This is a genomic window from Rhodovulum sulfidophilum DSM 1374 (assembly GCF_001633165.1).
Taxonomy (GTDB): domain Bacteria; phylum Pseudomonadota; class Alphaproteobacteria; order Rhodobacterales; family Rhodobacteraceae; genus Rhodovulum; species Rhodovulum sulfidophilum.
The window spans coordinates 717,639-744,606 of sequence record NZ_CP015418.1; the positions used below are offsets into that span (position 1 = coordinate 717,639).

Sequence of the window (26,968 nt, forward strand, 5' to 3'; positions counted from 1 at the left end):
GGTCATTCCTCCTTCAGGGGGCGGCTCAGCAGGATCTTGACCGCCTCTTCGATGCTGCGATGGCCATCGATGACCTGGGCGACGCTTTGCGTCACCGGCATGTCGATGCCGCGCGCCCGGGCGATGGCCGCGACGGCCCGGGCGGTGGCCGCGCCCTCGACCGTGATCTCGGGGTCGAACCAGGTATTCCGCCCCAGCGCCACGCCATAGCCGAAATTGCGCGATTGCTGCGAGGTGCAGGTCAGGACCAGATCGCCGAAGCCCGACAGCCCGGCCAGCGTCTCGGGCTCGGCGCCATAGCTCTGGGCAAAGCGCTGCATCTCGGCAAAGCCCCGGGTGATCAGCGCCGCCCGCGCGCTTTCGCCGAGCCCCGTGCCGATGACGATGCCCGCGGCGATGGCCATGACGTTCTTCAGCGCGCCGCCCAGCTCGGCGCCCACGGTATCGCTGCTGCGGTAAAGCCTGAGCGTCGGCGTCGACAGCCGTTCCTGCAGCGCGATACCCGCCTTTGCATCGGCGCAGGCCAGCGTCAGCGCGGTCGGCAGCCCGCGGGCGATGTCGGCGGCAAAGCTGGGGCCCGTCAGCACGGCGGGCACGACCCCGGTGCAGCTTTCGGCGATGATCGCGCTCGGGCCGCGCCCGGTGGCCAGATCGACGCCCTTGCAGCAGGCGACCATGTGGCGCGCCTTCAGCACCGGCCCATGGGTTTCGAGAACGCTTGCCAGCGCCTGCATCGGCGTGGTCAGCAGCACGAGGTCGCACTCCGCGATATCCGCGATCTCGGAGGTGACAGAGAGGTTTTCGGGCAGGGCGACGCCGGGCAGGCGCGGGTTCTCGTTGCTGCTCCGGATCCGGTCGGCAAAAGCCGCCTGATGCGCCCAGATCGTTGCCTTGCGCCCGGATTGTGCCAGCACGACGCCAAGTGCCGTGCCGAAGGCCCCTGCCCCTGCAATTCCGATGCCTGTCATGCCTTGGCTCCTTTCTTGCCGGCCCCGATCAGCGCGGGGCTTCTGCTGTCAAGCGGCCAGCGCGGCCGGGCGGCAAGCGCCATGTCGTCGCGGGCGCCGAGGCGAAAGCGCTCGAGCCCCGCCCAGGCGATCATCGCGGCATTGTCGGTGCAAAGCTTCAGCGGCGGCGCGACGAAGGGCAGCCCGGACGTCCTGGCCAGATCCTCCAGCGCGGCCCGGATCGCGCGGTTCGCCGCGACCCCGCCGGCGACGGCCAGCGCGGTCGCCTCGGGACAGGCGGAAAGCGCCCGGGAGGCCTTGCCCGCCAGCACGTCGCGCACCGCCGCCTGAAATCCGGCGCAAAGATCGGCGCGGTCCTGCACCGTGATCCCGCCCTTTTCGGCGATGATCCGGTCGCGGGCGCGCAGCAGCGCGGTCTTCAGCCCGGAAAAGGACATGTCGCAGCCCGGCCGGTCCATCAGCGGTCGCGGAAAGGCAAAGCGTGCCGGATCGCCGGTTTCGGCCGTGCGTTCGACCGCCGGGCCGCCGGGCTGGGGCAGGGCCAGCAGCTTGGCGGTCTTGTCGAAGGCTTCGCCCGGCGCGTCGTCGATGGTGCCGCCGATCCGGGCAAAATCCTCGGGGCCCGAGACCGCCAGGAACTGGCAATGCCCGCCCGAGGCCAGCAGCATCAGATAGGGAAAGTCCAGCCCGTCGGTCAGCCGCGGCGTCAGCGCATGCCCGGCCAGATGGTTGACGCCGACCAGCGGCAGCCCGGTTGCGGCGGCGATGCCCTTGGCGACCATCACCCCCGACAGCACGCCGCCGATCAGGCCCGGCCCGGCCGTGACCGCCACCGCGTCGAGATCCGGGAACCCCAGCCCGGCCTCGGCCATCGCGCGCTCGACGCAGAGATCGAGCCGTTCGGCATGGGCGCGCGCGGCAATCTCGGGCACCACGCCGCCGTAGGCTGCATGCAATGCGGTCTGGCCCTCGACCACCGAGGCCAGGATTTCGGGGCGCCCGTCCGCATTCTGGCGCACGAGGGCGGCGGCCGTATCGTCGCAGCTGCTCTCCAGCCCAAGGATCGTGAGTGTTTCCGCCATGGCTCTGCCGTTGCGTGCCTGTCGGTGGGCAGGTAACACCACGGGGACCACAGGCACAATCCCGCGAGGAGGTCCGCCTTGACCCAGCATCCCCCGCTGCTTCTGCTTACCCGCCCCAGGCTCCAGTCGGCCCGCTTCGCCGGGGACTTCGTCAAACGCTTCGGTTCGGGCATCGCGATCCGCACGGCGCCGGTGCTTGACATCGTGCCGCGTCCCGATCCGGTGTCGCTCGACGGTTTCGCGGGGCTGCTGTTCACCTCGGAGAACGGGGTCGCCGCGCTGGCCGCCGTCAACGAGAGGCGGGATCTGCCCGCCTATTGCGTGGGCGAGCGCACCGCCGATGCCGCCCGTTCCGTCGGGTTCCGCGCCACCGCGGCCGAGGGAACAGCGGCGTCGATGATCGCGCATTTCTCCGCCGATCCGCCGAAGGGCCCGCTTTTGCATCTGCGCGGCGAACATGCCCGGGTCGAACTGGCCGAGGCGCTCAGCGCGATCGGCATCCCGACCGAGGAACGCATCGTCTATGCGCAGGAGGCCCTGCCCTTCCCGCCCGGCATCGCGGCCGAGATCGAGGCCGCGCCCCTGACATTGCTGCCGCTGTTCTCGCCGCGCTCGGCCCTTTTGGTCGCCGAATGGCTGCGCGGCCTGGGCGGCCGCTTCGCGCTGGTGACGATGAGCGCGGCGGTCACGGCCTCTTGGGACGGGCCCCGGCCCGAGGTCCTGATCGAGGCCGAACGGCCCGATGCCCCCGCGATGATGGACGGTCTGGCTGCGGTAATGGGTGCCGTTGGCGTGCCTTGAGCAGGTAACGGCTAGTCTTTAATGTGTGAGACGGTGCGCGATGCGCGGTCTCAGACGAAGCGAATCGAAAGGCGGGTTCCCGTGGCTAAAACCGAAGACGAAACCGATTCCGAGGACACCAGGACGTCGCAACCCGAAGGCGGCGGAGAGACCGGCGAAGGTCGGCTGGAAACGGCGATCCGCACGGCGCGCGACCGCGACGAGACGGACGAGGACGTCAATACGGAGCCGCCGCGCGACGAAACGCCGAGCGAAGACGATACACCTGCCGAAGAGGTCTCTGAAACCGGGCCTTCTGAACCGGCCGTATCCCCTGCCCCGGCGGCGGCACCGGTTCCGCCGAAGCGCGGCCTTGTCGGGGCCGTCGCGCCCGTTCTGGGCGGCGTTCTGGCGGCCGGGATCGGCTTTGCCACCGCGCAATACATCCAGCCCGAGGGCTGGTCCTTCCCCGGAACCAGCGCCGGGATCGGCGACAAGGGGATGGCGGTTCTGACCGAGACCGGCGCGCGGCTCGACCGGATCGAGGCGGCGCTGGCCGAGCGCCCCTCCGGGACCGGGGCCGATGACGCAATCGCGCCGCAGATCTCTGCCTTGCAGGAGCAGATCGGCAAGATCGCCGATCAGCTTGCCGGGATCGACGCCCGCGTGACCGAGCTTGCCGAGGCGCCTGCCGCGGCGGCCAGCGGCGAGGCGGCGGCCGCGCTCAAGGCCTATGAGGACCAGATCGCGCAGATGCGCGAACAGAATGCCGAACTCAGCGCCTCGGTGCAGGAAGTGGCCAAGAAAGCCCAGGCCGATATCGGCCAGGCGATGGACCGTGCGGCCCAGGTCGAGGCCCGCGCGGCATTGATGCGGATCGACGCGGCGCTGGCCGATGGCGCGCCCTTCGACAGCGCCATGGGGCAGTTCGGCGCGATCGAGGTGCCCGAGGCCCTGACGGCAGTGGCCGGCAAGGGCGTCGAGACCCTGCCCGAATTGCAGGACAGTTTCCCGGCCGCGGCCCGTGACGCACTGGAAACCGCGCTGAAGGAACAGGCGGCGGGCGGTGTCGGAGACAAGTTCGCGGCCTTCCTGCGCAGCCAGCTTGGCGTCCGCTCGCTGACCCCGAAAGAGGGCGACGATGCCGATGCGGTCCTGTCGCGGGCCGAGGCGGCGCTGCGCGAGGGCGACCTCCGGGCGGCGCTGTCCGAGCTTGACGGGCTGGATGACGGGGCCCGCGCCGAGATGGCGGGCTGGATCGACGCGGCCCGCGCCCGGGCCGATGCCGTGGAGGCCGCGCAGAGCCTCGAGCAAACGCTGAACAGCAACTGAGGACGCGCGAACATGCTCTGGTCTCTTCTCAAGATCCTTTTCTTCGTGGTCCTCGTCGCGGCGCTGGCTTATGGCGCCGGTCTCCTGATGGAGACCGGGTCGGGCCTGCGGGTGTCGGTCGCGGATATGGAATTCGTGCTGGGCCCGGTCCAGGCGGTGATCCTGGCGCTGCTCACGCTGGTTGGCGTCTGGCTTCTGCTCAGGGTCGCGGGGTTCCTGGTGGCGCTGGTGCGCTTTCTCAATGGCGACGAGACCGCGATCAGCCGCTATTTCAGCCGCTCGCGCGAGCGGCGCGGTTTCCAGGCGCTGGCGGATGGCATGCTGGCTTTGGCCTCGGGCGAGGCCCGGCTGGCGATGTCGAACGCGGCCAAGGCCGAGCGCTTCCTGCGCCGGCCCGACCTGACCAACCTGCTTTCGGCTCAGGCGGCCGAGATGCTGGGCGACAAGAGCCGGGCGCGCGACATCTACAAGAAGCTTCTGGGCGATGACCGCACCCGTTTCGTCGGCGTGCGTGGGCTGATGAAGCAGAAGCTGGCCGAGGGCGACAGCGAGACCGCGCTGAAACTGGCCGAGAAGGCCTTCGCGCTGAAACCGCGCCATGCCGAGACCCAGACCGCGCTGTTGCAGCTGCAGGCCAGCGCCGAGGACTGGAAGGGTGCCCGCAAGACCCTGAACGCCAAGCTGCGGCATGGCAACATTCCGCGCGATCTGCACCGCCGGCGCGACGCGATCCTGGCGCTTTGCGAAGCGCGCGACCTCATGGTCGATGGCGACGAGCCGCGCGCGCGCGACCTGGCGATGGAGTCCAACAAGCTGTCGCCCGATCTGGTGCCCGCCGCGGTAATGGCGGCGCGGGCCTATAATGTGCAGGGCCGCGACAAGCAGGCGGTGCGGGTGCTGCGCCGCGCCTGGGAGGCACAGCCGCATCCCGATCTCGCGGCCGCCTTCGCAGAGCTTGTGCCCGAAGAGACGCCGCAGGACCGTATCCAGCGTTTCGTGGCGCTGACGGAGGTGCGTCCTGACGATCCCGAGACCCGGATGCTGTCGGCGGAACTTGCGATTGCCGCCGAGGATTTCCCGGCCGCGCGCAAGGCGCTGGGCGATCTGGCCGAGACGGCGCCGACGGCGCGTGCGCTGGCGCTGATGGCGGCGATCGAGCGCGGGCTCGGCGCCGATGACGAGGTGGTGCGCGGTTATCTGGCCAAGGCCATCGGCGCGCCGCAGGGCCCGCAATGGGTCTGCGAGAGCTGCGGCACGGTGCATTCGGCCTGGACGCCGGTCTGCGGGCATTGCAGCGGCTTTGACACGCTGGCCTGGAAAACGGCCGCTGCGGGGCTTGGCGGCGCTTCGGACATGCTGCCGCTTCTGGTCGGCGGCGGGTTCCAAAAGTCGGCGGAATAGAACGGAGCGGGGCTGCCCTCCTTTCGGGGAGGGTGGAGCCCGTCAAACTGCCGGTGTCGCCCGGCATGCGTAATAGGATTCGCCCGTTGGTGTGACACGGCGCTGTTGCAGGACGTGACCGTAGAGTGTCGCATTGTGAAACCTTGCGGTCAGGCGGCCGACAGCGGTAATCCATCACGCGCCCGCTACCGTAGGACGAACTTGTCCGGCCAGTCTGCTTTTCGCCGCATGACGGCCGCCCGGGCCGCACTACGGCGTTCTCGGATGCAGCAAACAGGTTCCGTCTGTCGATCGAGGGCCTGCCCGACCTGCGGCTCGGTGAGACTGTTGGAAGGCTCTCGAGCCTGCTGCGTCTGGCTGGGCCGAGTGGCTGGCCCTTCCTGTTTGGGACCATGCTCGCCTGCCCATAACGTCGGCGTCGTCCGAAGACGATGGCTAAGGGGGCTCAAGTCATCGCTATGCGACAACACCTAGCTCGGATCGTATGGGCTTATGTTCGACGGGCCGCCGGAAAGGCCAGCCATGTCCGCTCGGGGATTATGGCACACATTCGGCGTCGCGCTCTTTGAGCAGGCAAATACCGACCGCTTCACGAGACGTCGAGACGGACGAAAACCGCGCCTTGATGGCCTTATAGCGGCAGCCTTTGACGTATCGGCGCTTCCGTTTTCCTGTCCAGTTCGGGGAATAACCCGCAACAATCGGATGGTTTTGCGAAGCAGGGGAGTGGTGCCTCAAGAGGGACTCGAACCCCCGACCTTGTCCTTACGAAGGACCTGCTCTACCAGCTGAGCTATTGAGGCGGACCGACCGTGCGTTTAAACGTATCGGTCGAGCCGATCAAGCGGAAACAGGAAGGGATGTCCTGTTCCGTACGGAACAGGGCGGCGAGTTCTTTTTCGCGAGACCTGAGGCTCTCCGCGTCGGCGATATGGCCTCGGTTGCCCCGCCCCCCTGGGTCATATTCCAAGTAATGGCATGCTCGGGACCCGTGATCATAACGCGAATCCGCAGTTGGATCGGCCGTCTGGCGGGGCGGTCGGAGCGCGTGCATTGCACAGGCGGTTGATCTGCTTCAGGGGCTTTGTTGGACAGTCGAAGGATCTTGCGTAGCCGAGCGGCTTTCGAGGCAGGATATTACGCTGCTTGGCAAGCAAGAAGTTCTTCCTACAAGCCGCTGCAGTCTCTGATTTCTTCGATTATGCAACAACGCCTGGCTCAGGCCTGCTCACCGATGACGCGCATCGCGTGCTGGATGGTCTCAAAACGGTGGCGATGCACGCATTGCTCCTTCAGCGTCCGGATGAAGCGTTCGACCATGCCGTTCTGGTGGGGACAGTGTGGGGTGATGAACTCCTGCTTCAGACCGTAGCTGCGGGCGATCTTGGTGAAGTGGTGGCTGGTGAAGACCAGACCGTTGTCCGACCTCAGCAGGAACTCTTTCTCGACCTTGCCCAAAGTGCCGAACCTGGCGATCAGGGCGTGCTCGAGGGCGGCGCTGGCGGTCGTGGCTTTGCCGGACTTCGACAGATGCCAGCCCAGCAACTCTCGGTTGTGGCAGTCGATCACCAACGCCAAGGAAGCCCAGCCGTCCTTGCCCGTCCAGATACGGGCGAGATCCGTCGACCAGCGCTCGTTCGGCGCAGCCGCAACCGACGGCACGGCCTGGATGCGAGGCCGCATGCCCACGGCACGCTTGCGCACCTGCCAGCCCTTGATCTGGAAGATCCGCTGCACGGTGTTCTTGTTGAACCCCAGGAGCCAAGCCACGGTCCGATAGCCAAAGGACGGCTCTTCCTCGATCAGCTTCTTGATCGGCTCGGAAAAGCGGGCCTCGACCTTAGGCGCAGCCTTCACCGGCTTGTAGTAGACCGTCCGCCTCGGGATGGGAGCGAGCCCGTATCTATCATTGGCGATGATGCGCGTCGGGCCTAACTTCGGATCAAAATGCGTAAGGGAACAGTATGGGCGTGCCGGTATCGAAAGCCGAACTTCTGGATGCGATTTCAACGACATTCGGCAACCTGATATACGACCTAGAGCGTGTGCCACCGGAGCTTGCACGCACGGCCTCCATGGAGGGCCATGCCGCTGGAACGATGATGAGCCCCGCCGATCTGGTGGCCTATCTGCTTGGCTGGAATGAACTCGTTTTGAAATGGTTGGATCGGGATGATCGTGGCGAGGCCTTGGAGCTTCCCGAAACCGGTTTCAAGTGGAATCAACTCGGCTCACTGGCCCAGAAATTCTATGCGGATTACCAGCATCTCGACTGGCATGAGCTCCTGACCGGCCTTGCGGCAACCAATCTCAGGCTGGTCGAAACGATTTCATCCCGGACGAACGACGAGCTTTATGGCCACCCTTGGTATGGCAAGTGGACGAAGGGGCGGATGGTCCAGTTCAATACCTCGTCGCCCTACGCGAATGCGCGCGTGCGCATCAGGAAATGGTTGAAGGTTGTAAGCTAGGCGAACGGCCACTTCGTCCCGCACTGCCGACGCTCGCGCCAGTCGTAGGGAGTGACCGCTTCGGCGTAGAGCGCCCGGTCAGAGGCAACGCCTCTGACGAATAGGGCAGAGCTATGTGATACCGTCCAAACGCACCGGGGACCGTCACCCGCAGGGCCGAGACCTGGGCCGCTGCCCGACCATTCGGCCGCAGCGGCGGTTGGCTCCGGAGGAGACGGCCGACGCCGAACTAGGCCGAAGGGATGGCAGGGAGCCAGTGCTCGGGGAGGCCGGCGCGAAGCGTGGGCCGAGTAGGGCGCCAAGCGCACGGCGGAGACCGTGCGAGGAGGGGCCAACAAGCTCTATTGCGAGGAATTTTGAATTTTCACCGTTCGCGTCGATACTTCTGGAATCGAAGCTAGGAAGAGGCAGAACACTGTGAACGACAACGAACAGAATAGCGGCGAAGCGCCTAGCAGATACGAGCTGAAGCCCTTGGTCGAAGTGAACGCCGCTGGCTACACCAAGATAATCTCCCGGGTCCTTCTCGGGGCCGGTGCCTTGGGCGTAGCCGGCAAGCTGGGAGAATTGGCTTTGCTGGGGCTCGGATGGGGAAACGGATGGACGATTTTCCTTGGGGTGATCCTCGGTGCAGCCGCCATTGGCATGTTCACCATCTCGGTCCCGGTCTTCATCTTCGCTTTTGCAGGGTGGATTGGCGAAGACCGATTCCACGGCCGACAGGGGTTGAAAGACCCATACGGAGTGGTGTTCGCGATCGCGATGATACTGATCTTCGTGGCTCTCACGCAGATGCTCGTGATGAGCGCGTAAACGAGGGGAGAGTGGGTCGCCAGCCTCGGCCGGCGCCGCGCGTCAGGGCGACGGGCGGGCCCGAAGGCCACCCCGCCGATCAGCCGTCGATCGGCGGCTGGTCGCCTTTCCACGGGTCGTTTGCGGGAGAGTGTGAAGTCCTACGCTAAGCCGACAGCGGTCGTTCGGACAGCGCGTAGCGAACGGCTGGAAGGAGCCCGACCTTCGCATTCGACAGGCTGCAGCGAACGGCCGCTCTCTCGAGCAGCCAAAAACGTGCGAGAACACGTGGGTTTTGCCTTGGGGTTCTGTCCCGGCGAACCTTCTGAAGACGCAGGCCCGCTTAGGGAGGAACAGAAACCACCGTTTTGGGCGTTCAAGCACCTCGTCGGCCGAATGCAAGGAAGTTCTTACGCTCACAGCCTACGGCACTCTCCATATAGGAGAATTTTATCGCAAGCTTGAAAACGCCGGCGAAAAGCGTAATGCTCCTCACAATACTGATTTACTTGGGAAGCTGCTGGCAAGGACATCATATGAAATACACGATTTTGGCCGCTGGTGCATTGGCGTTTCTTTCCGCTTGCAATCCAGCACAACTTGGCGTTTCGGGGTCATTGACCTCCAAAGGTTACATTAACAGGAGTGAAGTTTCTCTCGGGAATGTCTATTTGTGGGACAGGTCAAGTGAGACAGCTCGCCGAGTCAATTTTGTTGATCCAGACAAACACCCCTTGATACCACGTTCTGCGGAGCGTGACGAAACCGTTACCTTTAAACAAGGTGCTGAAGTCTCAGGGAACGTAGAACTGACCGAAGCAGAGATATCGAACCTCAGCCTGGAGGTCGCACGTCGCTCAAGTGTTGCGGGCAAAGCACTTTCGTCGGAAGGTTTCCGAGATCCCCTGGCAGCACTACTCAACGAAATTCGCGCTGACAAAGAACGCTGGTACCGCTCACTTGAACTGGACGAGAACTTTAGGCTTGAAGATAACGTAGTATTGGTCCTGGTCTCCGAGGTGACAATTGGAAATTCGCTGAGAGTAGAGGTTGACAAGACGGCAGCTGCTGGAGCGACATTTTCTTCGAGAACTGTTTCCACTGCCCGTGGCGATCTTAAATTCGAAATCAGCGACACCAATCAGATTGATGTGACTAATGCGGACGGCTCCGTTCTTTTCGCTAGAATGATTCCATATACGGCTTCTCAGGGCCCAAATGGTGTCCGATTTGCAACGGTAAGAGACAAGGAGGCGGTAGCTGATCTGGCCGAAGTTCTTGCTTCAGGGCTCTAATATTATCCCTGCTAAACAACGACAATTACGAGCCAGCAGAGCTGATCTATTTCTCTCAACCCTCATCTTCAAAAACTTGCGAGAATTTCATGGACTCAAAGGAGGGCAGTTCAACGGCTAAGCCGTTGAACTGCCAATGTTTGCCTCAAGAGTTCAAAAGCGACGGTTTTTGTCCAGATCGGTAGCTGCCGTTCGTCGAAGGTCAGCTTCGTCCCGGATTGTGTTGAAAAACTCCGGCCGCGGTTGAGAGGTCGTCTGAGTTTGGAACGCCGTTCTTCACAGGGGCAGCAAAGGTCCATTTACGAGGCTGGATCGCAGAAAAGCGGAACCATGTCCCGTGAGCTTGTGCTCTGCGGCCCCGCAAGCGAGTTTTTCAATACAATCTCCCGCATAGCGGACCTTCCCCTGTCCAGCGTCCAAGGTCCGGTCTGGGTCGAAAATGCTCGGCGGTTGGGTCGGGATTGCTTGCCACAACACGCTGTCGCAACCCAGAAAACCGGAGCTTCGAGTCGCTTTCGCACGACATTCGACACCTGTCCGCGCTGCAACTTGGCGTTCTTAAACTGTTCCTGCCATTCGGGCGTCGACAGGTCCGGGATGTCGCCATCGAATTCATGAGGCGACGGCTGTTTCGCGCGGGACATCTTTGTTCCTCTTGATGTGCATTTGCCAGCCCGAGCAAAGGATTGACAGCGAATCCAGCGCGTGCCAGATTGGCATCATCGTCAGGGGTTTGCGGGAACGCGAGCCCCTGTTTTCGTTTCAGGCCGCGCCTCGACCTTCAAGGTCAGCCCGAGTGCCCTGGTCACGCGCTGACGCGGGACTGGTCGCCCTCTGGGGACAGCAGGTCGCCACGCTCTCTCAGCCCGATGGATACCACGCCGTCAGCGCAAAAATGACAGGAGAAACGACATGGCCGACTCCTACCCGGGAATGAGCGTGGGATCGACCAGCCCCGCCGGTGCCTCGTACCGATCAGCGTCCCCCCGGTTATAAGGCGAGCCGCTTCGCCGGTTCGGGACGGCAGCCTCGGCGGTGGAGGCACGAAAGGCTGCGGTCATCACATCGCCTCCCGCAGGGACGCGAAGAAATGGAAAGCCGATGCGATCAGCCCGAGCTGGGTCCCGGCGATGAACAGCGCGAGGGCGAAGCCGCGCCAGGTCAGCGGATATTCGGTGTTGCTCATGGGAACCCCCTTGCTGTTGTTGCAAGAAGATATGTAGCGATAATCGCTACCTTTGGCAACATGGTTTGTAGCTTTTTCCGCTACAACATGCTGTCACCCAATCAGCGCCGGGGTGACAGCATGAAAAACCCCGCGTGAGGCGGGGCCGGGATGGCCGCGGAGTGCGGCTTTCTGCGTGGTAGCGTCTTGCCGTTGGCCTGCAGCCGTGCGCCCCCTGCCGAGAACGGCCGCTCGACGCATGGTGTAGAGAGAGACGCCTAATTCACGGGCGCAGGGTAATCCTCCGGTCGAGCAATCAATTCAGGCGCCCCTAGTTCGATCAATCGGCTTCTGGCTGCCAACGCGTATGGGCTGTTCGGCATAGTCCTTGCAGTTATCAGGTCTGCTTGTTGTGGCACTGGCAAACGATCAGCGGCAGGCGGAAACTCATTTGCCGTAGTTACTGTATCCAGTAGAGCTTCAAACAGCCCTTGAACTTCCCGCATTACCTGCAGCCTTGCCTCCTTCAATGCAGGTAGATCGGGCTTTCGGAATACCAGCATTTTCCGTAGGACATCCTGGACAAGTATTTTTTGAAACCGGTCCAAACGTGCGACTTCTTTTTGATGAAGGCTACTCGCTCATCAGGCGGTAAGGTTTCAAGAGTCGCCTGAGCACGCTCAGCAACCTTTAGAACCTTCTCGGGAATGAGAGCGGGATCACGGCGAACGTAGATCAATGTGACTGCTCCGCTTTACTCGTTAACTGCCTTATCAAGTCTTTCATTGCTTCATGCCGTTTCGCTATTGCTTCAGGCGTCAAAGGAGGTCGATCTGCATAGCGCACGTCTTGCCAGGCACTTAAGAACTCCTGGTACAAGGGTTCGCGGCTTTCATTCATGAAGCCCAGCCTATTCAGCTTCTCGTTGATGGCGATCAGCTCCTTCTGCTGTGCGTCGCTGCGCTGCTCGATGCGAGCAAGCGCGTTCCGATCATCTATCTGCTGCTGCGTCGCCAGATCCAAGGTCGTGGAAAGACCGAAAACCTGTGTCAGAGTAGCAGTGAACCCCATTCCGCGCGGATCTGCGAATGGCTCCGAAATGACCAGCCGAGCGGCGTCGCTTTTCTGCATCACACGGACCTCTTGTTTGGTCAGCGACGCTATGCGCCGCAACATGCCTCAAGGTCCTCTTTGCACGGTGACGTGCTCTGATCTTGCGCCCGCGGCGAACTTCCGCTTCCGCCCTGAGTGCCAAGGTCCGCCGCGCGAGGGTTGCGTTGCGATGAAGGTCCGGTTCAGGTCAGTTCAGCCGATGCTTGGGAACGGTCTCGAACGGCAGCTCACCGCCCATCGGTACCAACGCTTAGACCTTGCGCGCTAGCTCGGCCGGCCAGTGCAGCTTAATCGGTGCCGCCCACTTGAGCCGGACCCCGTACATCGTCGGCGTCTGGTCGTTGAAGCTGTGAAGGTCGAAGGTGCCATGGTCTCGTCCTGGGCGAACAACCTTCACCCAGCCTAGCCCCTCTTCGCACTCGCAAACGCATCGCTTGCCTACCGCCTCGCTGGGCACGCTTCCGTCCGACCAGCGGGTGTAGAACAGCAGATCGCCGGCCGAATAGACCGGCTCCATGCTGTCGCCCTCGATTTCCACCGCCACGATGTTGTGTGGCGACAGACCCAGCGGACACTCGACCTGCGGCCCGTCTCCCTTCTCGTAGGTGTCGAAGACGGGCACCCGCGCGCCTGCGCCGACCTTCCCTGCGATGGCTATGGTAGCGATCCGAGCCGTATCGCTAGGAAGGTCAAAGCCAGTGATCTCAGAGATCAACAGCATTTCTTCGGCCGAGATCGTTCGCTTGCCCAGTGTCATCTTGTTGATGATCGAGCGGTCGATCTTCTTCTGCACGCGCGCGTCAAGAAGTTCGGCCAAAGCCGACTGGCTCAGCCCGGAGTGATCCAGAGCTTGAATGAGCCACTCGTTAAGGGGCGCTGATATCGGGGTTCGCGGAGCCATGTCAGCGAACAGCATATCCGCGGCGCCAACCATCATCTGTAACGAAAATCGCTACAAGCCATATTGCGGCAGGTAGCTAAAATCGCTACATCGGATATATGGAACCGGCTAGCACCATCATTTCGGCCCTCGGCGGCCCCTCCGCAGTAGCGAAAGTCATTGGCATTCACCGAACGCGGGTGTCGATGTGGCAGGCATCGCGCGAGCGGGGCGGCACGGACGGCCTCGTGCCATACAGGCACATTCCGAAGCTTCTTGAACTCGCCGCCGAGAGGGGCGTCCCCCTCTCCCCTGCGGACTTCATCCCAACGCCCACCGGGGACGCCGCCTGATGCCGCGCCCCCGGTCCCCCATTCCTCAAATGAACGATGAAAACGGCTTTGCTCCATGCGCCGAGAGTGCGTGTGGGGCGGCTGAACAGCAATCGAAATAGACCCGAGGTTTTTCGGCATGGCCCGCAACAACCCCCACGACAGTATCCAAGATGCGGTCTACCGCGCCTACGAGGCGGCGGGCGGCCTGAAAACGTCGTCGAGCATTCTCAACCTGGCCATGTCGACGCTTTCCTCTTTCAGCGAGTTGCCCCGCAGCGGAAAGCGGTCGGGCGGTCTCGGGCTCAACTACGCCCACGCGCTTTCGGAGGCCCGCCCCGAGGCCGCCGCCGTCTTCGCGCACCATTTCGCGGCGCTGGCGGGCGGAGTGTTCCAGCCGATCCATGCCGATCCGAAGGTCACCAGCTTGCTTTCCCACTGCAGCATCGTCGCGAAGGAATGCGGCGAGGCACAGTCCGCGATGATCCGGGCGGCCGCGAACGCGAGCGCCAAGAATTTCGAAGAGGCTGAGAAGGAATGCGCGGAAGCACGCGACGTTGTCGACGCTGCGATCGCGATCCTTCGCAAGCAGCGGGGGGCGGCATGACGCCCCGTATCGAATCCACTCGCGGCACGGCCCCCGGCTCTGCGCCATTTCGCGCGGCGGCCGGGGGCAAGGGGGCGGCATGACAGTCGCATCTGCGAAATCCCTGTTCCGTGCCACAAAGCCAAAGGCGCGGATCGATCTCCGGCAGGCGGAAGCATTTGTCGACCTGCCGATCCAGCGCGTTCCCGAAGAAGGGCGCGATCCGCTGGACTATGACCCCACACCTCCGGACGCGACTGCCGCATTTCTCGCGGTCGAGGGCGCGCGCATTCGACAACTCGGCGGGCACATCTGGGAACCGGCGGCAGGCGGCGGCCATATGGTGCGGGAAATGCGCCGGTGGGGCTTCGATGTCACGGCATCCGATTTGGTCGGCCGGGGCTTCCCGGGCGTTTCCCTGCGCAGCTTCTATGACTTCGATACGGCCCCCGCGCCGGTCATCGTGACCAACCCGCCCTATTGCGAGGTCAACGCGCGCGACGGTGGCGGCCGGTGGCTTCGGCACACCATGTCCCTGCGCCCGCGCTACACCGCCATGCTGCTGAACGCGGACTGGCCTGCTGCTCGGATCAACGGGATGGATGCCCTGCACGAGCAGTTTCCCATGTCCCGCGTCTACATCTGCTGCTGGAAGATCGACTTTCGCGGCGGCGGCAGCCCGCCCCAGCGCAACATCTGGGCGGTCTGGGATGCAGATTGGCAAGGCGAGACCGTTTATCGGCGCCTGTTCCGCGAAGGCGGGGAACAGCAGGAGGCGCTGCTGTAATGACCACACGCACCCTCAAGGTCAGCATCGAGAACGCCGAAGCCGTGATCCGCATGCCTCTGGACGAGGTGCACGGGCTGCGCGTGGCGCTGCACCCGCGGCTTGCGGGCGAGCCCGAGAGCAACTCCACAAAGGCGATCCGCGAGGCTTTCGACAAGGCCCTCGCCCGGGCGCAGATCAGGGCGGGCCGGGTATGAGCCTGCACCGCCACGAGCATTTCAGACAGGAGGTGTCCAGATGAAGGACCGATCCGCCATCGGCCGGCGCAACCGCGCCAAGGGGGCCGAGCTCGAGCGCGAGGTCGCCGCGGCCCTGCTCGATCTGACCGGCATCGCGTTCCGCCGCAACCTGCGCCAGTGCCAGGAATCCGGCTGGGGCGATCTGGTGACGGACGATCCGGCCTGGCCGTTCTCGATCGAGTGCAAGCGCCGATCCGCAGGGACCGGCTGCGCTGACGACTGGCGCACTCAGGCGGCGGCCAGTGCCCGGAAGGCCGGGCAACTGCCCGTGGTGGTCTATCGCTTCGATCGCCGCCCGATCCGCTGCGCCTTGCCGCTGGGCGCGATCCGCGCGGCCTTTGGCGACGGGGGCGCAGCACCACCCGAGGAATGGGTCGAGTGCAGCCTGGACGGGCTCGCCTATCTCGCCCGCGAAATCATGGCCGGGCCGGGCGCCGCCGAGATCGAGATCAGGGGGACAGTGAGATGAGCGACCCCTGGCTGAAATTCTACACTTCGGATTGGAGGTCGGATCCCGGCCTTCGCATGTGCGGACTGGCAGCCCGCGGCCTGTGGGTCGAGATGATCTGCCTGATGCACGAGGCCACCCTCGAGGGCGACATCGCCGAGCGCTGCCGCATCGAAATGCGGGCCGTCCGCGCGGCCAGGGTCCGGGCGCGCAGCGGGTGGGCCGGGACCGAGGCCCCCGAGGACCGCGAGCGCTGCAGCCCCGAGGCCGCAGCCCGGGCCATGCGGGCCGCCGGTTTCAGCCCGGCGGAAGATTTCACCGGGCCGAAGCGGTTCGGCGGGGCCGCGGATCAGCGGGGGGCTGCCTGATGGCCGGAACTGTCAACAAGGTGATCCTGATCGGGCATCTGGGGCGCGACCCCGAGGTGCGCAGCTTCCAGAGTGGCGGCAAGGTCTGCAACCTGCGGATCGCCACTTCCGAGACCTGGAAGGACCGCAACACCGGCGAGCGTCGCGAGCGGACCGAATGGCATTCGGTCTCGATCTGGGCCGAGGGCTTGGTCCGGCTCGCGGAGCAATACCTGCGCAAGGGCTCCAAGGTCTATGTGGAGGGCAAGCTCGAAACCCGCAAGTGGCAGGATCAGACGGGGCAGGACCGTTACACGACCGAAATCGCCGTGCGCCCGTTCAAGGGCGAACTGACGCTTCTGGACAAGCGCGATGGCGACGGCGGCTACGGTGGCGGGGCCAATCAGGGTGGGGGCTACGGTGCTGGCGGGCGGCCAAGCGGTGATTTCGACGACGAGATCCCGTTCGCAGCAGAGAGCCGGATCTGATGGCCAATCAATTCACACAACAGCACGGGACAGGACATGGGCAAGGGCAGCAAGACCCGCGCGCGGGCAGTGAAACTGGCGAAGAAGGCCGAGCTGGCGGGCATGCCGGGGTTGGCGCCGGTCGAGAGGCGCGAGAAGGACGGGCGCATCCGGCGATCGACAAAGCCGGGCTACGAGCGCACCGAGGCCGACGTCGCGCTGCGGGCGCGGTGCCGCCAGATGGGCTGGAAGGCGAGGCCGGAGGACATGGCCAAGGCGCGGGCGCAGAGCCTCGAATGCGATGCGGGTCGCGTGCTGCACCTGTTGTGCGACAGGCCCGATGAGGTCGCCCGCCTCTGGTCCGCGTTCGCCGGGCTCTGCGGGGCACATGCGGCCTATGCGAGGCGCTACCTCGGCGTCCGGCTCCACCCGAAGACGGCCAAGATCGAGATGCTGATCGAGCGGTTCGAGATCAGCGGCGACGATGACCTGGACCTGCGGAGCGAGGAGGAAAAGGCCCGCGCCGCCGTCAACAACTGGATGCGCTGGCAAGGCTACCTCGGCCACCTCGACCGCTGGCAGCAGGCGGCGATCTGCGGCGCCGTGCGCGAGCAAACCGCCCTGATCCGGGACCGGGTTGTGACCGGCGGGGACGGTAGAGACCGCATCGAGCACCAAGCCACCGACGAAGGGCGGGGCTACGTGCAGGCCTTGCGCAAGCTGGCTGACGTGGTGGAGCGCCGATAGCGGGCGGCATCACCTCGGGCGGCAATATCCCGGCATGGCTCCCCGATAGCGCCCGGCATGCCTCTGGGCTGTGACGTAGGTCCGCTGGGGGTCGTACCGGGCGCAGCGGCCGCAATATCCTTCGGAGATCAGGATCTCGGCGATGTCGCGCCCGTCCGGAAGATAGCAGCGCCCGACCTGCCGGTCATAAGAGCGTTCCCTGTTGTCGGCACAGCGCTGGGGGCACGGCGACCGGCCCACGCATCAGCGGCTTTGCCGACGTTGCCGCAGCCATATTTCATAGTCGGCTCGGAAGGCATCCTGCAAATCCTTGCTGTCTTCCTCTGCTTCATCGGCCACATGCCAGTGGTCGGGGTAGGAAACGCCCGGAGGCAGGTGGACGAGCCCGAAACCGGCGCGCACACCGAAGGATGATTTGACAACTTCGCTGTCGATGTCGGACGCTACACTTAAATCCACCAACCTGAAGCGCGTGGCGGCGAATGTGCAGCGCTTCAGGTTGGTGGATTGATCGAGGTTCACCTCGCTGAGGTTCACCTCGCTGAGGTTCGCCCCGCTGAGGTCCGCCCCGAAGAGGTTCGCCTCGATGAGGTTCGCCCCGCTGAGGTGCGCCCCGCTGAGGTGCGCCCCGAAGAGGTGCGCCCTGCTGAGGTTCGCCCCGCTGAGGTCCGCCCCGAAGAGGTTCGCCTCGATGAGGTTCGCCCCGCTAAAATTGCTGCCCGCAAACAGCAAGCGGTTCAACCCGCCATAGGTGGCCTGAAGCCGATCGATAATGTCTCGGGCACCGGTAGCGCGCCAATTGAGTTGGAGGGTTCGAGCCGGTTCGGCGTCGTTGTTTCGGGCTTCATCCTGAAGCGCGCCCACCATCGTTGAAGCAACAAGAAAGAGTGCCGCTTCGGCGCTGCGCTGCCGTGTCTCAAGCTGCCGGTAACTGCCAGGCTCCCGGATTTCGTGAACCGGCATGCCGTTAAGCAGAACCCAGTTAAGCACAGCCTCCACCGATGCCTTCGTTTCGGATAGATCTTGGCCCTTTTCAAGGAGAAGGCGCGCCTCGTCACGGGTGAAGCGGACCACTTCTTCCGTCAATTTGGCATCGAAGATCATTCTGGCCCAGTCCTGCGCGAGGCGGCCCTCTTCGACCGGATCTTCGTCTTGCGTAAAGCGCCGGTGCAGTCGCATGGCCTCGGATATCAGTCCGCGGCCTGCAAGGTATTCGCCGAAGCTCTTGTGGATAAACTCAAATCCCGGATCCAAGCCGTCGGTCCGCCGCGCATGGGTAAGCAGAACCACGCTATCGAGATCCTGCGGCAAGGGAACCCTTTCCTTCCTGAACTTGTGTGCGGCGTGCACCTCGCGCAGCTTGTCGAAGGTTGCCTCGTCGCTGCCCCGGCCCCCGCCGCGCCACGCCGCCAATCCGAGGCATTCCATCAGCAGGAAAAACTGCCCTTCGGTGTATGCCGGGACGGCGCTTGCATTCGGCTTCTTCAGGTTTCTCTTTTGGATCTTGCGCAGGATGTCCTCGTAGACCCGGTTCCGGTTTTCCGCCGCTTCCTGCCAGCGCTCGCCGCAATAGTCGGACAGGATGAACAGATGCAGCAGTAGCGGCTCGACATTCAGGTCCTTCAGGTCGTCATGGGTGATGCCTTCGGGCAGCGGAGCGTGCAGGTCCTGGCTCCGGCACCACCTTGCCCAATAGTCTTTCCTCTGGTCCCCGGTCAGGTTCTTGGGTAGGTCTTCCAGGTCCGGGACCTCGACCTTCGTCTTCCGGTCTTCCATGTGTCTTGCGTCGGCGGACCGCAATTCCAGATCCTCGCGCCCCAGTTCGCGGATCGGTGCGACATTCAACAACAGGTTCCTGGGCAGCGCCGCCGCTTCCATGCCCCGCTGAATCGCGAGATTCCGGCCGAGGATGAGCGCCCTGACTGGCGTGCCGTCGCTGTTCAGCCGACCCAGCATCCGGCTGGCATTCTGGATGAAGCTCCGCGTTAGCTCATCGGCTCGTGGTTCGATGAATCTCATTTCGTCGAGTCCGTCAAAGATCAGCAGTGTCGGCTGAGACCCGTGCTTGATCCAGTCAAGCGCGTTTTCGGGGAAGCCCGGCGAGCCCGCTGATCCGGAGGGGCTGTATCGGCGTTTCAGGTAGGTTCCGATATCCGCCTCGAGGTCTCTGGTCAGGTGCATGTGCTGAAGTTCGACAAACAGAACCCGGTGCGTTCCTGCAGCAATGGTCTCGGCCGCGAACGCCTTGGCGAAGGACGACTTGCCAGATCCGGGGCCACCGGCGATCAGGCGCATGTGGTAGCGGTCGGTCATGTCTGCGAGCCAGTCCTTCGCCGTCTCGTGCAGGTCCTGGACGTGGGCTTGGAACCGGGGCGGTTCATTTTCCTTTTCCTGAGGAAGTTCTTCGTGCCAGTAGCAGCGCAGCCGGAGGTACAGCTCGCACAGCGGGGTCTTGACGTCGCCTTCGGGCGAGAAGACCGGTTCCATCCGGAACTTGCGCGTGATCCAGTCGTAGTGCCGTGCCCAGGCCATGTCTTTTTGCATCTCAAGTGCGGCAGGACCGGCGACCAGCGTTTCGAGCGGTTTGAGAGCGTCGAAATTCGACGAAAACACGTAGGCCGAGGCACGGTGAAGGCAGCGGCCGAACTCCTGTTCGTAGTAAGCCTGTCCGTGGCCCTCCGGCAAAACCGCAAGCCCGGTCAGATCGAGCGTGAAGCCCAGTACCGCCTGACGCGCGTCGGCAAATGCCTGATGGCTCGACGGATGCAGGAGCGCGTTGCGATCGAAGGTGGCGGTGGGCTCATCAGGCAGAGCCGCTTCAAGGAAGGCGGCAGTGGCGCGGCCCTTGTCTCCGTCTAGGAGGTGGTTCCGGCGAACGCTTATTACGAACTCGGCCGCGGCGAACGTGATTCTCTGGGTCCACCACGACCATGCAAGGTTTTCGGGCGTTGCCGTTTTCGTGCCGCGGAGGGCTTCGATCAATTCCACGATTCTGACCGGTGCGGTGTAGGGATTTTGAGCCGCGGCATCGGCCACGGCGGTGAGTCCGGTCTTGATGGCCCCGAGATAATCCGGGCGGCGTTTGGGCGCAACAAATCGGATCGTCATGGGAAATACCTCCATAGGCGATACGCTATCTGCGGAAGTGCCTAGGTAAAAGTCCGCAGATCCCGGCCGGGGCCGAAAATTTCTCCTGGCGCCACCCGTCGCATCCAAGCGCTTGAAGGCGGGCAGGCACCTCAGACATTTCGGATTTTCTGCGATGATTTTAAATGCATTTCGCGGATTTGGTGGAGACCCGCAGAAAGCATCTATGGCTGGGAAGAAGCTCCAAGCGGCCTTTGCCGAGGCCTCGTGAACCAAGCGTTAACACTTGCTGTGCTCAGCTTTCTTCACCGAAACATACGGACCATTGATCCAGATATAGGGAGCAGATGGGTGTACAAGCGGCTGAAACCATTCGTCATGGACACGTGGACCTGGTTCCGCTCGAAATCGGTATTCGTCCAGTGCCTGCTTGTCGTGCCCGTAACTTGCGCCTTAGCTTTTACGCTTCTGGTGGGGAATATGGGGTTGGCTCTCATGGGCACCGCGATCGCTCTCAACAGTGTGGTCGTTGGGGGGCTCGCAGGACTGGTTATGACGATCTTTGGGAAGGCCGCTGCAATCATCCTTCGGGACAAGCATCGGACACGCTGAATTAAATGTGCATTCACGTTCTTGGCGAGTGCCGTATTTCGTATCCCGCTTGACGCCGAATCCGACGCGTGCCAGATTGGCACCATCGTCAGGGGTTTGCGGGAACGCGAGCCCCTGTTTTCGTTTCAGGCCGACGCCTCGACCTTCAAGGTCAGCCCGAGTGCCCTGGTCACGCCGAGGATAGTAGACAGCCTCGGGTTTCCCTTCTCACCCAAGGCGCGGTGCAGCGCCTCCCGCGTGATCCCGGCGGCCTCGGCCGTGTCCTTGATCCCGCGCGCCCTGGCGACGATCCCGATGGCGTGCTTGATGTAGGCGGCGTCACCCGTCTCGAAGGCGTCGGAGAGCAGCATGGCTTGCGCTTCCGGCGTGTCGAGATATTCGGCCGCGTCGAAGCGGGTAGTTTCGATAGGCATGGTTGCCTCCTAAAGTTCCTTGGCCATGGTCTTGGCCTTTTCGATGTCCCGGCGCTGGGAGCCTTTGTCGCCGCCGCAGAGCAGGATGATGATCGTCTCGCCCTGCTGGACGAAGTAGACGCGGTATCCCGGGCCGTAGGTGATCCGAAGTTCACCGATGCCGTCGAAGAACTTGGCGTCGCCCATGAGGCCAGCTTCAAGCCGGGCGATCCTGATCGCGATGCGGGCTTGCGCCGTGCGGTCTTTCAGCTTGCGAAGCCATTTCGAGAACTCGGCGGACTGGTGAATTTCGTAACGCATGAGTGAAATATAGATCACGCGCTCGGGCCATGCAAGCATAAAGTGATCTAAATGTCACATGCGCGCTCGCCCATACCTCGCCCGTTTCGTCCCCCTCATTCCGAAGGGCGAGCAGGCCCGACCTGCGGCAATGCCAGAGTCTGGCCGCCAACCATGCACCCCGATCAGACCGGGAGACCGAAATGACCGGAAGCAAGTGCGAATGCGGCGGGCTGATGGTCCTGGTGAGACGTCATCCGTTCAGCAGCATATGGCGGGAGGAGTGCGCCTGCGGTCGCTGCGGGCCTTGGCGGTTCCGAGAGCCGATGGTCATCCCGGGTGGCAGAAGGCAGCCTGACAGGCGCGTCACCGGCGACATGGGCTGAGCCATGGCAGGCCAGTGGCGCAACACCGACCGAGCGCGTCGGAGCGGGGCTACGGCAGGGGCTGGAAGGCGCTGCGCAAGCGGGTGATGCAGCGGGACAGCTGGCTGTGCCAGCCCTGCCTGCGCAGGGGGCGCGTCACGCCCGCCACCGAGTGCGATCACGTGGTGCCCAAGGCGCAATATGCCGATCCGGAGAACGAGCATGTCGTGACCGACCTGCCGGTGCTCGACAGCGCCACCTATATCGCCGCCGACAATGGCGAGCCGCTGGTGCTCGACATGGGCGAGCTGCCGGGCGAGACCGGCGTTGCCCGCGGCCAGCGGCTGATGAAGCTGGCGCTCCTGAAGGGCCGCCGCCAGAAGCAGGTCACGCTGCCCTGTTCGCTTGCCGCCTGGCCGGTGCGGCTCGGCGACACTATCCGGGTCTCGCTGCCGCGCCGGGGCTGGACGGCGAAGACCTTCGAGGTCACCGGCCGCACCGTCCATATCGGCGAGGACGGGGTCCGCGTGACGCTCAGTTGCATCGAGACCGGCCCCGCCATCTTCGACTGGCGGACCTCGGAGGAGATGCCCAAGCCCGCGGGCGGCGTGCCCACCCTGCCCTCGCCGACCGCAAAACCGGTGGTCTCGGCGCCGACTATGACCGAGGAATTGTACGAGACCCGCGGCGGCGGCGGGGTGAAGACGCGGGTCCGGCTGGCGGCCACGACCGACAATCCCTTCATTGACGCCTGGCAGTTCGCCTGTGCGGTACCGCCCGGTGCAATGCCGGGCGGATCGAGGGCATCGCGGAAGCGGCGGGTTAACTTGACACTGATCTAAGCAGGCGTGATCGGATCAGGCGGTCAGATGTCCGCTGTGGCTTCGCCTTCGTTCCCAATTCAACTTGCCAATTTCTTGCCACTAGGCGACGCAAATTCATGCTTCGTTCTGCATGATGTGCGGCTTTAGGTTTCTTGGGGAAATATCGGGTTTTCAGTGGTTTAGGTGGTGCTGCTGGACAGGATTGAACTGTCGACCTCTCCCTTACCAAGGGAGTGCTCTACCACTGAGCTACAGCAGCACTCTGACGGTACCGCCGGACCCTGAGGTCCGTCATGTCCCGGTGGGCGGCTCATTAGACGCAAATTCCGGAGGACGCAAGCGGTATCTGGACGGTTTTTGGCCCCTGCGCTACTAGGGACGCCATGACAGGCAAAACCCCCAAGACGGGCGGGCGCGAGCCGTCCGGGACGCGCGAAGAGCGCCTCAAGCAGGCGCTGAAAGCCAACCTCGCACGCCGCAAGGCCCAGGCCCGGGCCCGCGAAGACAAGCCCAAAGGGCAGGAAGAGCAGAACTGATGGACCAGATCATGATCCGGGGCGGGGCGCCGCTGACTGGCGAGATCCCGATCGCAGGCGCCAAGAATGCCTGTCTCGCGCTGATGCCGGCGACGTTGCTGACCGACGAGCCCCTGACCCTGACCAATGCGCCGCGGCTGTCGGATATCCGCACCATGACCACGCTGCTGCAGTCGCTGGGCGCAGAGGTCTCGGCGCTGCATCGGGGCAAGGTGCTGGCGCTGTCGAGCCACCGGCTGACCAGCCACCGCGCCGATTACGACATCGTCCGCAAGATGCGGGCCTCGATCCTGGTGCTGGGCCCTCTGCTGGCCCGCCACGGCCGGGCCGAGGTCTCGCTGCCGGGCGGCTGCGCCATCGGCGCGCGGCCGGTCGACCTGCATCTGAGGGCGCTCGAGGCGATGGGCGCGCAGCTGGAACTGCGCGAGGGCTATGTCCATGCCGAGGCGCCGGGCGGGCTGAAGGGCGCGGTTTTCGAGTTTCCCAAGGTCTCGGTCGGGGCAACCGAGAATGCGCTGATGGCGGCGACGCTGGCCAGGGGCACGACGGTCTTGAAGAATGCCGCGCGCGAGCCCGAAATCGTCGATCTGGCCCGTTGTCTGCGCGCGATGGGCGCCCGGATCGAGGGCGAGGGCAGCGACACCATCACCATCGAGGGCGTCACGGCTCTTGGCGGTGCCACCCACCGGGTCGTCACCGACCGGATCGAGCTTGGCACCTACATGCTGGCGCCCGCGATCACCGGCGGCGACGTCACCTGTCTTGGTGGCCGGATCGAGCTTTTGCCCGCCTTCGCCGAGACGCTCGATGCCGCGGGCATCACGGTCGAGGAGACCGGGCGCGGCCTCCGTGTCGCGCGGAAGAACGGCCGGGTCTCGGCGGTCGATGTCACCACCGAACCCTTCCCCGGCTTTCCGACCGATCTTCAGGCGCAGATGATGGCGCTTTTGTGCACCGCCGAGGGCATCAGCCGCCTCGAGGAGACGATCTTCGAGAACCGCTTCATGCATGCGCCCGAGCTGATCCGGATGGGGGCGCGAATCGATGTCTCGGGCGGGACCGCCACGGTGACCGGGGTCGAACGGCTGCGCGGCGCGCCGGTGATGGCCACCGACCTCAGGGCCAGCGTCTCGCTGATCCTGGCCGGGCTTGCCGCCGAGGGAGAGACCGTTGTCAGCCGGGTCTATCATCTCGACCGCGGCTACGAGAAAGTGGAGCAGAAGCTGAGCGCCTGCGGGGCGCATATCGAACGGATGAGTGCAGAATGACGGAAGATGCCCGGTTCGAGGACGGCGCTGAGGCGCCGCTCCATCTGATGGCGGTGACGGAAGCCGATCTGGAGGTGATCTCGACGCTGGCGCAGGATGCGATCCTGCCCGCGACGGAAATGCGCTGGGACCGGCCAAGGCGCCGTTTCGCGGCCCTGGTCAACCGGTTCCGCTGGGAAGACCGCGATGCGGCCGAGCGCTGCGGTCGCCCGTTCGAGCGGGTGCAGGCGGTGCTGACCGTCGAGGACGTGACCCATGTCGCAAGCCAGGGCATCGACCGGACCGATCGCGATCTGGTGCTGTCGCTTCTGTCGGTCGGCTTCGAGCCGGGCGCGGATGGCACCGGCCGGGTGGTTCTGACGCTGGCGGGCGACGGCGCGGTCGCGCTCGATGTCGAATGTCTCGAAGTGACGCTGACCGACGTGACCCGGCCCTATGCCGCGCCCTCGGGCAAGGCACCGCGCCACAGCTGACACAGTCCGGCGCTCGTATATTTGGGGAGGTTCACCCGCCGTCAAAATGCGGCTATGCAGCATTGTGAAGCTTGCGAGGACCACAATGCCGGTATTCCTGGACACCACATCCGCCGATTTCGATGCGCAATTCTCGGCTCTGCTCGGCGCCAAGCGCGAGGACAGCCCCGATGTGGACGACGCCGTCGCGGCGATCATTGCCGATGTGAAGGCGCGTGGCGATGCGGCGGTGATCGAGCTGACCGCGAAATTCGACCGGCTGGAGCTGACCCCCGAGACGCTGGCCTTCACCTCCGACGAGATCGACGCCGCCTGCGCCGCCGTCAGCCGCGAGGAACGCGCGGCGCTGGAGCTCGCGGCCGAGCGCATCCGGGCCTATCACGTCCGCCAGATGCCCGAGAACGCGCAATGGACCGATCCCGAGGGTGCGACTCTGGGCTGGCGCTGGACCCCGGTCTCGGCGGCGGGGCTTTACGTGCCGGGCGGTCTTGCCTCCTACCCGTCCTCGGTCCTGATGAACGCGATCCCGGCCCAGGTGGCGGGGGTCGAGCGGCTGGTGATCTGCGCGCCGACCCCGGACGGTAAGTCCAACCCGCTGGTCCTGATGGCGGCGCGGCTGTCTGGGGTCGAGAAGGTCTACCGGATCGGCGGCGCGCAGGCGATCGCGGCCATGGCCCATGGCACCGAGACCATCGCCCCGGTCGACAAGATCACCGGACCCGGCAATGCCTATGTCGCGGCGGCCAAGCGGCGGGTCTTCGGCAAGGTCGGCATCGACATGATTGCGGGCCCGTCCGAGATCCTGGTCATTGCCGACCGCGACAACGACCCCGACTGGATCGCCATCGACCTGCTGTCGCAGGCCGAACATGACGAAAGCGCGCAAGCGCTTCTGCTGACCGACGATGCCGAATTCGGCCGCGCCGTGGCGGCGGCGGTCGAGCGCCGGCTCGAGACGCTCGAGCGGCGGGCCATCGCGGGCGCGAGCTGGCGCGATTTCGGCGCCGTGATCACGGTGCGCGATCTCGACGAGGCGGCCTGCCTCTCGAACCGGGTCGCGCCCGAGCATCTTGAACTCTGCGTGGCCGATCCCGACGCGCTGGCGAGAAAGATCACCCATGCCGGCGCGATCTTCCTCGGCCAGTGGACGCCCGAGGCCATCGGCGATTATATCGGCGGACCGAACCACGTCCTGCCGACCGCGCGCTCGGCCCGGTTCTCGTCGGGTCTCGGCGTGCATGACTTCATCAAGCGGACGACACTGGCCAAGATGACGCCGCAGGCGCTGAAGGCCATCGGCCCCGCGGCCGAGCGGCTGGCGATCTCGGAAAGCCTCGAGGCGCATGGCCTGTCCATCCGTACCCGGCTCGACCGTCTGAACGAGGATGCACCATGATGACGGCCCGCCTCTGCCATGTGGAACTCGACGATTCGAACATGCCGCCGCCGACGCCCGAGATCGAGCAGGAACGGAAGGTGGCGCTGTTCGACCTGATGGAGGACAATTCCTTCGCCCTGCCCGGGCGCGAGGACCGGCCGGCCCCGGCGGGCCCGTTCCGGCTGACGCTGTCGATCCGGGAAAAGCGGCTGGTCTTCGACGTCCGGACCGAGACCAGCGACCCGGCGGCCGAATTCCATCTGTCGCTGTCGCCGTTCCGGCAGGCGGTGAAGGATTACTGGCAGATCTGCGAAAGCTATTTCGACGCGGTGAAGCGCCTGCCGCCCAGCCAGATCGAGGCTATCGACATGGCCCGTCGCGGCATCCATAACGAGGGGGCCCGGCTGTTGCAGGAACGGCTGGAGGGCAAGGCGGATCTCGATATCGACACGGCAAGACGACTTTTCACCCTGATCTGCGTTCTGCATCACGGGGGATGAG

General features: G+C 64.4%; 28 protein-coding genes and 2 tRNA genes. 19 read left to right on the top strand and 11 right to left on the bottom strand.

Going from position 1 to position 26,968, the window contains the following annotated elements; genetic code table 11:
• Positions 1 to 2: 2 nt before the first annotated feature.
• Complete coding sequence (locus A6W98_RS03560) at positions 3 to 968, bottom strand: NAD(P)H-dependent glycerol-3-phosphate dehydrogenase (protein ID WP_042458020.1); 966 nt, start codon at positions 966 to 968, stop codon at positions 3 to 5.
• Positions 965 to 2,050 carry a tRNA (adenosine(37)-N6)-threonylcarbamoyltransferase complex transferase subunit TsaD gene (gene tsaD, locus A6W98_RS03565; RefSeq protein WP_042458023.1) on the bottom strand — a complete coding sequence of 362 codons (1,086 nt, stop codon included), beginning with the start codon at positions 2,048 to 2,050 and terminating at the stop codon, positions 965 to 967. Before tsaD ends, A6W98_RS03560 begins: the two co-directional genes overlap by 4 nt.
• Before the next feature lie 78 nt (positions 2,051 to 2,128).
• Here tsaD and A6W98_RS03570 point away from each other — a divergent pair, with 78 nt between their 5' ends.
• From A6W98_RS03570 to A6W98_RS03580, 3 genes are all read left to right on the top strand, one after another.
• Positions 2,129 to 2,851, top strand: coding sequence for a uroporphyrinogen-III synthase (locus tag A6W98_RS03570; RefSeq protein WP_052677898.1), 723 nt, complete (start codon positions 2,129 to 2,131; stop codon positions 2,849 to 2,851).
• Between the two features lie 81 nt (positions 2,852 to 2,932).
• Positions 2,933 to 4,162: a COG4223 family protein gene (locus A6W98_RS03575; RefSeq protein WP_052677899.1), complete on the top strand. Its 1,230-nt coding sequence runs from the start codon at positions 2,933 to 2,935 to the stop codon at positions 4,160 to 4,162.
• Positions 4,163 to 4,174: 12 nt separating this feature from the next.
• Positions 4,175 to 5,563 (top strand): heme biosynthesis protein HemY, encoded by a 1,389-nt coding sequence (locus A6W98_RS03580; RefSeq protein WP_042458026.1) that lies wholly within the window; start codon positions 4,175 to 4,177, stop codon positions 5,561 to 5,563.
• A gap of 727 nt (positions 5,564 to 6,290) precedes the next feature.
• On the opposite strand, the gene A6W98_RS03585 is transcribed toward A6W98_RS03580, so the two are convergent.
• A tRNA-Thr gene (locus tag A6W98_RS03585) sits at positions 6,291 to 6,366 on the bottom strand.
• A gap of 415 nt (positions 6,367 to 6,781) precedes the next feature.
• Positions 6,782 to 7,420, bottom strand: a complete 639-nt coding sequence (locus A6W98_RS20775; protein WP_196760238.1) for a DDE-type integrase/transposase/recombinase — start codon at positions 7,418 to 7,420, stop codon at positions 6,782 to 6,784.
• 107 nt (positions 7,421 to 7,527) lie between these two features.
• On the opposite strand from A6W98_RS20775, the gene A6W98_RS03595 reads away from it, so the two are divergent.
• The 3 genes from A6W98_RS03595 to A6W98_RS20780 all read left to right on the top strand — a co-directional run bounded on the left by A6W98_RS03595 (position 7,528) and on the right by A6W98_RS20780 (position 10,121).
• A complete protein-coding gene (locus A6W98_RS03595) occupies positions 7,528 to 8,034 on the top strand; it encodes a ClbS/DfsB family four-helix bundle protein (protein WP_042458029.1) in 507 nt (168 codons plus the stop codon).
• A gap of 417 nt (positions 8,035 to 8,451) precedes the next feature.
• Positions 8,452 to 8,847: a hypothetical protein gene (locus A6W98_RS03600; protein WP_042458030.1), complete on the top strand. Its 396-nt coding sequence runs from the start codon at positions 8,452 to 8,454 to the stop codon at positions 8,845 to 8,847.
• 515 nt (positions 8,848 to 9,362) lie between these two features.
• Positions 9,363 to 10,121 carry a hypothetical protein gene (locus A6W98_RS20780; protein ID WP_155734705.1) on the top strand — a complete coding sequence of 253 codons (759 nt, stop codon included), beginning with the start codon at positions 9,363 to 9,365 and terminating at the stop codon, positions 10,119 to 10,121.
• 1,060 nt (positions 10,122 to 11,181) lie between these two features.
• Here the strand turns inward: A6W98_RS20780 and A6W98_RS22095 are convergent.
• From A6W98_RS22095 to A6W98_RS03610, 3 genes are all read right to left on the bottom strand, one after another.
• A complete protein-coding gene (locus A6W98_RS22095) occupies positions 11,182 to 11,307 on the bottom strand; it encodes a hypothetical protein (RefSeq protein ID WP_264580115.1) in 126 nt (41 codons plus the stop codon).
• Positions 11,308 to 12,021: 714 nt separating this feature from the next.
• A complete protein-coding gene (locus A6W98_RS03605) occupies positions 12,022 to 12,417 on the bottom strand; it encodes a hypothetical protein (protein ID WP_196760239.1) in 396 nt (131 codons plus the stop codon).
• A gap of 232 nt (positions 12,418 to 12,649) precedes the next feature.
• The gene (locus tag A6W98_RS03610; RefSeq protein WP_042458036.1) at positions 12,650 to 13,336 is read right to left on the bottom strand and encodes a S24 family peptidase; all 687 of its coding nucleotides are present in this window, start codon (positions 13,334 to 13,336) and stop codon (positions 12,650 to 12,652) included.
• Between the two features lie 414 nt (positions 13,337 to 13,750).
• On the opposite strand from A6W98_RS03610, the gene A6W98_RS03620 reads away from it, so the two are divergent.
• From A6W98_RS03620 to A6W98_RS03650, 7 genes are all read left to right on the top strand, one after another.
• Positions 13,751 to 14,218, top strand: a complete 468-nt coding sequence (locus A6W98_RS03620; protein ID WP_042458042.1) for a hypothetical protein — start codon at positions 13,751 to 13,753, stop codon at positions 14,216 to 14,218.
• Positions 14,219 to 14,297: 79 nt separating this feature from the next.
• On the top strand, positions 14,298 to 14,984 hold the full coding sequence (locus tag A6W98_RS03625) for a hypothetical protein (RefSeq protein WP_042458045.1): 687 nt from the start codon (positions 14,298 to 14,300) through the stop codon (positions 14,982 to 14,984).
• Positions 14,984 to 15,181 carry a hypothetical protein gene (locus A6W98_RS03630; RefSeq protein ID WP_042458048.1) on the top strand — a complete coding sequence of 66 codons (198 nt, stop codon included), beginning with the start codon at positions 14,984 to 14,986 and terminating at the stop codon, positions 15,179 to 15,181. Before A6W98_RS03625 ends, A6W98_RS03630 begins: the two co-directional genes overlap by 1 nt.
• 40 nt (positions 15,182 to 15,221) lie before the next feature.
• Positions 15,222 to 15,692, top strand: a complete 471-nt coding sequence (locus tag A6W98_RS03635) for a putative PDDEXK endonuclease (protein ID WP_042458051.1) — start codon at positions 15,222 to 15,224, stop codon at positions 15,690 to 15,692.
• Positions 15,689 to 16,039, top strand: a complete 351-nt coding sequence (locus tag A6W98_RS03640; protein WP_042458054.1) for a hypothetical protein — start codon at positions 15,689 to 15,691, stop codon at positions 16,037 to 16,039. The genes A6W98_RS03635 and A6W98_RS03640 overlap by 4 nt, the downstream gene beginning before the upstream one ends.
• Positions 16,039 to 16,506 (top strand): single-stranded DNA-binding protein, encoded by a 468-nt coding sequence (ssb, locus tag A6W98_RS03645; protein WP_042458057.1) that lies wholly within the window; start codon positions 16,039 to 16,041, stop codon positions 16,504 to 16,506. Before A6W98_RS03640 ends, ssb begins: the two co-directional genes overlap by 1 nt.
• A gap of 36 nt (positions 16,507 to 16,542) precedes the next feature.
• Entirely contained in the window at positions 16,543 to 17,232 is a 690-nt protein-coding gene (locus A6W98_RS03650; RefSeq protein ID WP_042458062.1) for a hypothetical protein, read from the top strand.
• A 243-nt stretch (positions 17,233 to 17,475) separates the two neighbouring features.
• Here the strand turns inward: A6W98_RS03650 and A6W98_RS21635 are convergent, their stop codons facing one another.
• The 3 genes from A6W98_RS21635 to A6W98_RS03670 all read right to left on the bottom strand — a co-directional run bounded on the left by A6W98_RS21635 (position 17,476) and on the right by A6W98_RS03670 (position 21,683).
• On the bottom strand, positions 17,476 to 20,340 hold the full coding sequence (locus A6W98_RS21635) for a pentapeptide repeat-containing protein (protein ID WP_063490869.1): 2,865 nt from the start codon (positions 20,338 to 20,340) through the stop codon (positions 17,476 to 17,478).
• Positions 20,341 to 21,056: 716 nt separating this feature from the next.
• Positions 21,057 to 21,344: an addiction module antidote protein gene (locus tag A6W98_RS03665; protein WP_042458069.1), complete on the bottom strand. Its 288-nt coding sequence runs from the start codon at positions 21,342 to 21,344 to the stop codon at positions 21,057 to 21,059.
• A gap of 9 nt (positions 21,345 to 21,353) precedes the next feature.
• Positions 21,354 to 21,683 (bottom strand): type II toxin-antitoxin system RelE/ParE family toxin, encoded by a 330-nt coding sequence (locus A6W98_RS03670; protein WP_247904414.1) that lies wholly within the window; start codon positions 21,681 to 21,683, stop codon positions 21,354 to 21,356.
• Between the two features lie 340 nt (positions 21,684 to 22,023).
• On the opposite strand from A6W98_RS03670, the gene A6W98_RS03675 reads away from it, so the two are divergent.
• Positions 22,024 to 22,830, top strand: a complete 807-nt coding sequence (locus A6W98_RS03675) for an HNH endonuclease (protein WP_155734706.1) — start codon at positions 22,024 to 22,026, stop codon at positions 22,828 to 22,830.
• Between the two features lie 166 nt (positions 22,831 to 22,996).
• Here A6W98_RS03675 and A6W98_RS03680 read toward each other — a convergent pair.
• A tRNA-Thr gene (locus A6W98_RS03680) sits at positions 22,997 to 23,071 on the bottom strand.
• Between the two features lie 124 nt (positions 23,072 to 23,195).
• Here A6W98_RS03680 and A6W98_RS21430 point away from each other — a divergent pair.
• The 5 genes from A6W98_RS21430 (at position 23,196) to A6W98_RS03700 (ending at position 26,967) form a co-directional block, all read left to right on the top strand.
• Positions 23,196 to 23,348, top strand: a complete 153-nt coding sequence (locus tag A6W98_RS21430) for a hypothetical protein (protein WP_168161804.1) — start codon at positions 23,196 to 23,198, stop codon at positions 23,346 to 23,348.
• On the top strand, positions 23,348 to 24,616 hold the full coding sequence (murA, locus tag A6W98_RS03685) for a UDP-N-acetylglucosamine 1-carboxyvinyltransferase (RefSeq protein ID WP_042458072.1): 1,269 nt from the start codon (positions 23,348 to 23,350) through the stop codon (positions 24,614 to 24,616). Before A6W98_RS21430 ends, murA begins: the two co-directional genes overlap by 1 nt.
• On the top strand, positions 24,613 to 25,089 hold the full coding sequence (locus A6W98_RS03690; RefSeq protein ID WP_042458075.1) for a DUF2948 family protein: 477 nt from the start codon (positions 24,613 to 24,615) through the stop codon (positions 25,087 to 25,089). The genes murA and A6W98_RS03690 overlap by 4 nt, the downstream gene beginning before the upstream one ends.
• Before the next feature lie 85 nt (positions 25,090 to 25,174).
• On the top strand, positions 25,175 to 26,485 hold the full coding sequence (gene hisD, locus A6W98_RS03695) for a histidinol dehydrogenase (RefSeq protein ID WP_042458078.1): 1,311 nt from the start codon (positions 25,175 to 25,177) through the stop codon (positions 26,483 to 26,485).
• A complete protein-coding gene (locus A6W98_RS03700) occupies positions 26,485 to 26,967 on the top strand; it encodes a UPF0262 family protein (protein WP_042464490.1) in 483 nt (160 codons plus the stop codon). The genes hisD and A6W98_RS03700 overlap by 1 nt, the downstream gene beginning before the upstream one ends.
• Position 26,968 lies beyond the last annotated feature (1 nt).